The sequence below is a fragment of the Streptomyces africanus genome (genome assembly GCF_002150735.1).
Classification (GTDB): domain Bacteria; phylum Actinomycetota; class Actinomycetes; order Streptomycetales; family Streptomycetaceae; genus Streptomyces; species Streptomyces africanus.
This window is the reverse complement of sequence record NZ_MUKA01000188.1, coordinates 1-7,090: the sequence shown is the minus strand read 5'-3', so window position 1 is coordinate 7,090 and position 7,090 is coordinate 1. Positions and strand designations below refer to the sequence as shown.

Sequence of the window (7,090 nt, the reverse complement as noted above, 5' to 3'; positions counted from 1 at the left end):
TGGCCCGGCTGCTGAAGGCGGAGCGGGCGGAAGCGTAAGCCCCGGCCCCCGCTCCGCCTTCAGCAGCCGGGCCAGTTCCAGCCGCTTGATCTTGGTGGTGGCGGTCTGCGGCAGGTCGTCGAGCTTCCACTGCACGGGCTCCGCCATCGCGGGCAGACCGGCCACCGCCGACTTCCAGGCGGCGAGGTCGAGGGGCTTGTCGTCGCGGGTGCACACCACGGGCAGGGGTTTGCCGTCCTCGTCGGGGACGATGATGACCTCGACGAGCTCCGGTATCCGGGCGAAGAGGGTGTCCTCGATCTCCAGGGTGCTGTCGATGCCCTCGATCTCGTCGACCTCCCGGTCGAGCAGGTGCAGGCAGCCCCACTTGGTGCGGTAGCCCAGGTCGCCCATGCGCCACCACTCGCCGTCGGCCTGCTTCTCCCAGCGCGCGTGCTCACCGAGGTAGGTGACGATCCGTCCGTCGGAACGCACCTCGATGTAGCCGGGGTTGGACTTGGTGGGCCGCTTGCCGTCCCGGCTGACGACGCGGACGCCCGTCATGCCGGGGAACGGGGAGCCCACGCAGCGGCCGTCGGCGTCCGCGCCGCGCTTCTTGGAGTAGGTGCGCCCGGCGATCGGGCCGACCTCGCTCTGCCCGTACATCTGGACGAACTGCGGCGACTCGCGCCGTGACGCGGTCAGCATCAGGTGCACGGTGCGCGGGTGGATGGCGTCGAAGGTGCTGCTGAAGTACTTCACGTTCGCCAGCGGCCGGCGCGGGTCATCGACCAGCACCTCCCAGCGCAGGAACGTGTTGGGGTGCGCCTCGATCAGGCCCGGCGGGGCCTGGCGGAACACCTCGGCCACGACCTCCGGGTCGTCGTCCCGGAGGATGATCATCGGGTGTCCCTGGAGGATCGTGATGGGCATGGCGGTGAACATCCGCGAGTGCACGAACGACACGTGGATGGCCACCGGTTCGCTGCGGCCCACCAGGGACGCCACCGTGCCCTGCGGGCGGTAACGGGCCTCGAAGGTGCGCCCGGTGTGCACCGCCAGCTTGGGCGTTCCGGTGGTACCGGAGGTGTGGGTGACGAGCGTCGGGTGGTCCGGGGGCATGGTCACCGGCGCGACCCGGGTCGAGCCTGCCAGCGAGGCGAAGGTGAGGGCCTCGTCGTGGCTGCCGGAGGCCAGGAGCACCTTCCGGGTCAGGCCGAAGACCTCGGCGGGCAGATGGTGGTCCAGCTTGTCCTGGTCGGTCACCAGGTAGGGCTGGTCCACGCGGCGCACCAGCTCGCACACGGTGGCGCCGTCGAGCTTCGGGGACAGCAGGACCGGGACGGCGCCGATCCTGGCGGTGGAACAGGCCAGGAGCGTGATGTCGAACCCGTTGGTCTTGTGGACGACCACGCGCTCCCCGGGCCGGACGCCGGCCGCCCACAGCCGGGAGGCCAGGTCGTCGACGAGGTCGGCGACCTCCGTGAGCGTCATGCGGCGCCCGCGCTCCGGAGCGATGTCGAGATCATGGTCGAGAATAACGGGATTCGCCGGGTGCCGGGCCGCGGCCCGGTCGAAGAGCGTGCCCAGCCGAATTCCCTTGTTTCCGATACGCTGAAGAAACATCTGCCCACCCTCTCATCCGCCGTGACTGTTCCTCAGCCGTGCGGCGGGCCGTTTGAATTCAGGCTCCCGTACGGATCACCGGGAAATGTCACCGCTTTTCGATGACGTCCTTGATGCGCTTCAGCGTGGCGTCGAGGTCCTGCTCGAGCTTGGCGGTCCAGTCGGCGACGAAGCGCTTGCGGTCGTCCTCGTCGAGGTCGGCGACGATCTTGTGGATGCCGGCGGTGGCCCGGCCCATGCGGAAGTGGTGGGTGAGCACGCAGCCGTCGCCGGCGGGCGCCATGTCGAAGCCCCAGATGCTCTCCTGGTCCTCGCGGGCGTGGGTGAGCATCATCCACTGGAAGGTGCGGCCGGGCTCGGCGGCGGTGATGCGGCACTCGGTGTGCCAGACGCCGCGCACCAGGGGCGCCCAGGCGACGACGTCCTCGCTGCGGAGGTTCTCGCCGCGGAAGACGGCGCCGACGGTGGAGGGTTCGCCGGAGACCCACGTGCCGCCCCGGCATTCGGGGCTCCATTCGGCACTGCGCGGCAGATCACTGACGACGGAGTAGACCTCGAGCGGGGTCGCGGAAATGTGAATGTCGGCCTTGAGCTGGAAGAGCGGCGAGGTGTCGATGATTGACTGAGTCATGTGCAGAATTCTGTCGAGGCTGCCCGGTGCCGGTCAAAGAGCGGCTTTCTCATTTGTCAGGTCTGAATTCCCGCATTTCACCGGCGCCGTGCGCCCCGATCGCCTCAGGCCCCGTCGGCGACGCTCAGCACGAGTTTTCCGTGCACCTTGCCCTCCTCCAGCCGGCGGTGGGCCTCGGCGGCGTCGCTCAGGTGCAGCCGCTCGACGGCCCGGGGCCTGAGGCTTCCGTCGGCGACCAGCCGGTTGATGGCGCTGGCGGCCTCGGCGAGCTCCCCGGCTGTGGCGTGCGAGATGGCGAAGCCGTGGATCGAACGGTCCCTCAGGTACAGCGGGCCCACCGGCAGCACGGGCCGGGAGCGCAGTCCGGCGAGCAGCACGATCCGCCCCCGCCCGGCGAGCAGGTCCACCGCTGTCTCCAGGTCGTTGGTGCCGGAGGCGTCGAGGTAGAGGTCGGCGCCCGCCGGGGCGGCGGCGCGGATGCGCCCGGGCACGTCGGGGTCCCGGTAGTCGACGACGTGGTCGGCGCCGAGGCCGCGGCAGTACTCGGCGTCCCGCGCGGAGGCGACGGCCACGACCCGGGCGCCCGCGGCGGCGGCCATCACCACCAGGGCGCTCCCGACGTTCCCGCCCGCGCCGACCACGACGACGGTCTCGCCGGAGCGGAGCCGCCCGTGGGTGAACAGGCCGAGGTAGGCGGTCGCGGCCGGATGGGCCAGCGCGACGGTCTCGTACGGGTCGGCGCCCTCGGGCAGGCGGTACAGCCGGTCGACGGGCACCACCACCCGCTCGGCGGCGGCCCCTTGACGGCCGTCGTGGCCGAGACTGTTGCACCACACGCGGTCGCCGGGCCGGAACCGGTGGACTCCGGCGCCGACCGCGGCGACGGTGCCGGTGAGGTCCCGGCCTATGACGAAGGGGAAGGTGAGCGGGGTTCGCCAGGCGCCCGAGCGCACGAAGGTGTCGACGTGGTTGACCGAGACGGCCGTGACGTCCACCAGGACGTCGGTCGGGCCCGGTTCCGGCGTGGGCTGATCACCGTAACGGATGACGTCCGGAGATCCGAGCTGTTCAATGTAGGCAGCACGCATCATGGTCAGGGATTCTGGCAAAGAGGCCCCGGCCCCGTCCGCGAGCGGCCCGGACGCCGTCGCGGATCTGTCAGATCGGGACCGGGTCTGTCAGATCCGCCCCGTTCCGACGAGGTTGAGACGGGCCAGTTCCCGCCGGGAGCCGACGCCCAGCTTGGGATAGGCCTTGTACAGGTGGTGTTCGACGGTCCTGCGGCTGAGGAACAGCTGCGCGGCGATCTCCCGGCTGCTGTTGCCGTCGGCCGCCAGCCGGACCACCTGCAGCTCCTGCGGGGTCAGCCGGTCGAGGACGTTCTCCGCGGTGGCCTTGGCGCCCGTCGTGGCGTCACCCGCCGCCCGCAGCTCCGCACGCGCACGCTCCGCCCAGGGCACGGCGCGGAGCCGTTCGAATTCCTCCAGGGCCGACCGGAGCGAGTCACGGGCCTCGCTGCGGCGCCGGGCCCTGCGCAGCCACTCCCCGTACAGCAGCCCGGTGCGGGCCCGCTCGAAGGGCCGCCGGACCTGTCCGTGCAGCCGGACCGCCTCGCGGTAGTCCTCCTCCCGCCCGTCGACCAGCGCCCGGCACCGGTGGGCCACCGCCCGCGCCCACGGCTGCCGGCCGGCCCGCGCCCAGGCCTCGAAGGCGAGCATCGGCCGCTCGGCCCGCTCGGACTGCCCGAGCCGTACCGCGGCCTCCACCTGATCGGCGACGGTGGCCATGGCCATCGCCGTGTGGCGCTGCGGCCCCGGGCCGACGGCGCTCTCCAGCCGGCCGAGCGCCGCCTCGTAGTCGCCGCGCGCCAGTTCCAGCAGGCTCAGGGCGCTCTCGCCGGCCACCCGGCCGACGTCGGGCACGTCCCGCGTGAGGCTGCGGCAGCGCTGCTCGTCGCCCTCGATCGCCGCGATCCGGGCGGGAACGCCGTTGAGCCAGGCGACGCGCTCGCGCAGCCCGGTGTCGCGGGCGATCTCCACGGCCTCGGCCACCGACGCCTCGGCGTCCCGGTGCGCCCCGGCCAGCACCTGGCGCTCCGCCAGCAGGTGCAGAGCCTGGGGCAGGGCCCCGATGAGGCCCTGCGCGCGGCAGCGGGCCACCTCGGCTGCGGCCAGTTCCATGGCCGTGGCGTCGTCCCCGAGCAGGATCGCGCTGTGCAGGGCGCGGGTGCGCGCCGCGTCCGTGCCGTCCTGGCCGGCGGCGACGGCGCGCTCCAGCAGGGGCAGTCCGCGGCCGTAGTCGTCGTCGACGAGGTACGCCATGCCCTCCACCATCGGGTCGGCCTCCCCGAGGGACGCCAGCCGCTCGGCGGCCTCCCGCACCGAGTCGGCGTCACCGGCGAACCAGCCGTACGTGGCGCCGGTGCGGAGCATGGCGGGGCCCAGGCCGGGGCCGGCCGCGTGCGTCCGCCGCAGCAGCAGCCGGGCGGCCTCCCGCTGGTCCCCCGACTCGAACATCACGGCGGCCCGCACGGGGGCGAGCCGGGCCAGGTCCTCCGGTTCGGGGGTCGACCGCTCGGCCTGCTCGGCCAGGTCCCGGGCCTGGCCGGCGTGCCCGGCGTTCAGGGCGCAGGTCGCGGCGTCGGTGAGCCGGTGCACCTGGTCGCGGCGGTCGGGGGTGAGCCGGGCGGCCTGCTGGTGCAGGAGCGAGGCGGCGGCGTACGCGCTGCGGTCGGCGGCCCGCTCGGCGGCGGCCACCAGTTCGGCGGCGACTCCGTCGTCGGGCGAGGTCGTGGCCAGCGGCAGGTGCCGGGCCCGGCAGTCGGGATCCTCCGCGGCGTCGGCCAGCGCCTGGTGGACGGCGATCCGCCGGGCCAGTACGGCTCCCTGGTAGGCGGCGGTCCCGATCAGCGGGTGGCGGAACACCACGGTGCTCTCGGTCACCTGGATGAGCCCTGCCCGCTCCGCGTCCTCCAGGTCCTCCAGCCCCACGCCGAGCCTCCGGGCGGCCTTCATCTGCAGCGGCAGGTCGCCCCGCCCCTCGGCCGCGGCGAACAGCAGCGCCAGCCGCGTCTTCTCGGGGAGCGCGGCGATCTGGGTGCGGTACGACGACAGCACCCGGTCGGCGACGGTCAGGGGCGTGAACCTGCCCGGGTCGTCGCGGCGGGCGGCGCCGAACTCGATGAGCGCCAGCGGGTTACCGGCGGACTCGGCGATGACCTGGTCCCGCAGGGCGGGGGCCAGCCCCAGGCCGGCGAGGATGCTCATGGCGTCGCCGGTGTCGAGCCGGGAGGGGCGCAGTTCGGTGAGCCCGGGTGCGGCGAACCCCTCGTCCCGGGTCGCGAACACCATGGCCACCTGCTCGGCGGAGAGCCGGCGGGCGGCGAAGAGCAGCGCGTCGGCGGTGGCCTGATCCAGCCACTGGGCGTCGTCCACCAGGCACAGCAGCGGCCCCTGCTCGGCCAGGTCCGCCAGGAGCGTGAGCACGGCCAGCCCGGTCAGGAACCTGTCCTGCGTCCGGGTGCGCCCGGTCCCGAGGACCGCCCGCAGGGCTTCAGCCTGCGGTTCGGGTAAGCCGTCCAGCCGGTCCTGCACCGGCCACAGCAGCTGCACCAGCCCGCCGAAGGCGAGGTCCGCCTCCGGCTCGACCCCGGTGACCCGCAGGACCCGCATGCCCGACGCCGACGCCGACTGCGCCGCCCGGTCGAGCAGGGCCGTCTTCCCGATGCCCGCCTCGCCCCGCAGGACCAGGGCACCGCTGCGTCCCTCGCGGGCCCGGGCGGTCAGTTCCTCAAGCGCCGCAAGCTCGGTGGACCTGCCGTACAGCACGTAGGTGCCCCCACTCCCCGTGATGCGGCCCACCGGTAGGCAAGCCGTGCCGACGTACGTATCCGGTTTCAGAAATCTTACTGATTCGGCCTGACCTCCCCCCTTCTTACGGTGTGGAACAAGCCGTTCCCCGATGGAGGAGATCGTGAGCCACTTCTTCGAACCGCTGCCCCTGGGCAAGTTGACGCTGCCCAACCGGCTCGTCATGGCGCCGATGACGCGCAGCCGGGCCAGGGACGGCGTACAGACCCCGCTGGCGGCCGACTACTACGCGCAGCGCGCCGGAGCGGGTCTCATCATCACCGAGGGCACGCAGCCCTGCGTGATCGGGCAGGGATACATCGACACACCGGGTGTGCACACGCCCGAGCAGGTGGAGGCATGGCGTCGGGTGACCGACGCGGTGCACGAGAGGCAGGGCCGGATCTTCGTGCAGATCATGCACTCCGGCCGCATCGGGCACCCGAGCCTCTACCCCGACGGCGCGCTGCCGCTGGCCCCGTCGGCGGTGGCCTCGGGCGGCCGGATGTACACGCCGGACGGCATGCTGGACCACCCCACGCCCAAGGCCATGGACCTGGAGGACATCGCCCGGGCGGTGGAGGACCACATCTCCGCCGCCAAGTACGCGATGGACGCCGGGTTCGACGGTGTGGAACTGCACGGCGCCAACGGCTACCTGATCCACCAGTTCCTCGCCGACAACACCAACCTGCGCACCGACGCCTACGGCGGCAGCGTCGACAACCGCATCCGGTTCGCCGTCGAGGTCGCCCAGGCGGTCAGCGACGCGATCGGCCCCGAGCGGGTCGGCATCCGCCTGTCCCCCGCCAACACGACCAACGGCATCGAGGAGAGCGACTCCGCCGCGCTGTACGAGGCCCTGATCCGCGCCCTGGCGCCGCTCAACCTGGCCTATGTCCACGTGATGGAGTTCGGCAGCCGTGACATCACGAAGCTGATCCGGCGGGACTGGCCGGGTGTGCTGATCCTCAACCCGCACGCCACGGGCGAGGAGGCCGCGGTG

5 protein-coding genes are annotated in these 7,090 nt (G+C 72.8%); 1 reads left to right on the top strand and 4 read right to left on the bottom strand.

Annotation, left to right across the window (positions count from 1 at the left end; translation table 11 throughout):
- The 4 genes from CCL05_RS22635 to CCL05_RS22620 form a co-directional block, all read right to left on the bottom strand.
- Window positions 1–1,605 (bottom strand): class I adenylate-forming enzyme family protein (locus CCL05_RS22635; protein ID WP_086562312.1); only part of this gene is annotated, 1,605 nt, incomplete at its 3' end.
- Window positions 1,606–1,693: 88 nt separating this feature from the next.
- Window positions 1,694–2,236, bottom strand: coding sequence for an SRPBCC family protein (locus tag CCL05_RS22630; protein ID WP_086562309.1), 543 nt, complete (start codon window positions 2,234–2,236; stop codon window positions 1,694–1,696).
- A gap of 104 nt (window positions 2,237–2,340) precedes the next feature.
- Window positions 2,341–3,324, bottom strand: a complete 984-nt coding sequence (locus tag CCL05_RS22625) for an NADPH:quinone reductase (RefSeq protein WP_086562311.1) — start codon at window positions 3,322–3,324, stop codon at window positions 2,341–2,343.
- Between the two features lie 90 nt (window positions 3,325–3,414).
- On the bottom strand, window positions 3,415–6,063 hold the full coding sequence (locus CCL05_RS22620; RefSeq protein WP_086562310.1) for an ATP-binding protein: 2,649 nt from the start codon (window positions 6,061–6,063) through the stop codon (window positions 3,415–3,417).
- 133 nt (window positions 6,064–6,196) lie between these two features.
- Here CCL05_RS22620 and CCL05_RS22615 point away from each other — a divergent pair.
- The coding region (locus CCL05_RS22615; RefSeq protein ID WP_086562308.1) for an alkene reductase at window positions 6,197–7,090 on the top strand (894 nt) is incomplete at its 3' end.

Coding starts and splice junctions, on each gene's coding strand:
- CCL05_RS22625 (WP_086562311.1), bottom strand. CDS start 3,324: ATGCGTGCTGCCTACATTGAACAGCTCGGATCTCCGGACGTCATCCGT.
- CCL05_RS22630 (WP_086562309.1), bottom strand. CDS start 2,236: ATGACTCAGTCAATCATCGACACCTCGCCGCTCTTCCAGCTCAAGGCC.